Annotated in this window: 1 protein-coding gene; it reads right to left on the reverse strand. The window is 67.2% G+C overall.

Going from position 1 to position 1,115, the window contains the following annotated elements; genetic code table 11:
• Positions 1-9 precede the first annotated feature (9 nt).
• Positions 10-1,014, reverse strand: coding sequence for an IS30 family transposase (locus AC1AUD_RS13700; protein WP_476574932.1), 1,005 nt, complete (start codon positions 1,012-1,014; stop codon positions 10-12).
• Positions 1,015-1,115: the final 101 nt, after the last annotated feature.

Consider the following 1,115-nt stretch of genomic DNA (forward strand, 5'->3'; position numbering starts at 1 on the left):
CTTGAATTTTCAGAGCAAGTGCAACACGGTTGAGTGGTGGACTTCGTGGGGCGTGCGGTAGCCGAGGCGTTTGCGTGGTCTGCGGTTGATAGCGTCGAACACGGCCTGGACCTCCTGGTCGCTGACGTTGGCGAAGTCGGTGCCCTTGGGGAAGTACTCGCGGATCAGGCCGTTGGTGTTCTCGTTGGTCCCGCGCTGCCAGGGATGGCGGGGCAGGGCGAAGTAGAAGACCGTTCCGGTGGCTTGCTCGACCCGTTTGAAATCGGCGAACTCCATGCCCCTGTCCAAGGTCGCGGTCCGGCTTTCCGGGTGTCTGAGCAGCGCGGCCATCTCCACGTCGGCGACGTCGCGTTTGGTGTGCGAGGCGGCGCGGCCGCCGTCCAGGCCGCCGCTTTTGCGGTCGACGAGCGTGACCAGGCAAGCGCCGGCGCCCCTGCCCACGACGGTGTCGCCCTCCCAGTCGCCGAGCCTGGAACGTGACTCGACCTCGGCGGGACGCTCGGATATGGGCCTGGCGCCGGGGATCTTGCCGCGCCGTTCCTCCGGACCGTCCCTGCGGCGGCGGCGTTTGCCCTTGTGACGCAGCCGCGCCTTGAGTCCCCGCCTGGTGCGCTCCAGGTCGGGCGGATCGAGCCTGCGCGCGTTGATGGCCCGGTAGATCGTCGAGGCGGACACCGCCAGCTCGGGCCTCTCGAGCCTGATCCTGCCCGCGATCTGATCGGGCGACCAACGCTCCTTGACGATCAGTTTGACGACCAGCCCCGCCAGCTCCCCGTCGTCCAGACGGCGCGTGCGCACGCAGGAAAGCCTGCGCGCCTCGTAGGCGCGCTGGGCGGTCGACGCCCGGTAGCAGCGGCCCCGGCCGACCGTGAACGAGTTACGCGCGATCTCCCTGCTGATGGTCGCCTTGTCCCTGCCCGTCGCCCGGGCGATGTCGCCGTGGCTCCTGCCCTCGTGCGCCAGCAGCATGATCTCCTCGCGCTCTTCCAAGGTAAGATGAGTGTACCGGCCCATGGAACCTCCCGGTGTCTGGTCGTCGTAAGCAAACACCATGCTACCGGGAACCCATGGGCCCATCTCATCCACACCCGTTGCACTAGCAATGAAAATTCAAG

The organism is Bifidobacterium sp. LH_730 (assembly GCF_056355835.1).

Bases quoted from the DNA above. Each gene is read 5' to 3' on its own strand.
- AC1AUD_RS13700 (WP_476574932.1), bottom strand. From the start codon at position 1,014: ATGGGCCGGTACACTCATCTTACCTTGGAAGAGCGCGAGGAGATCATG.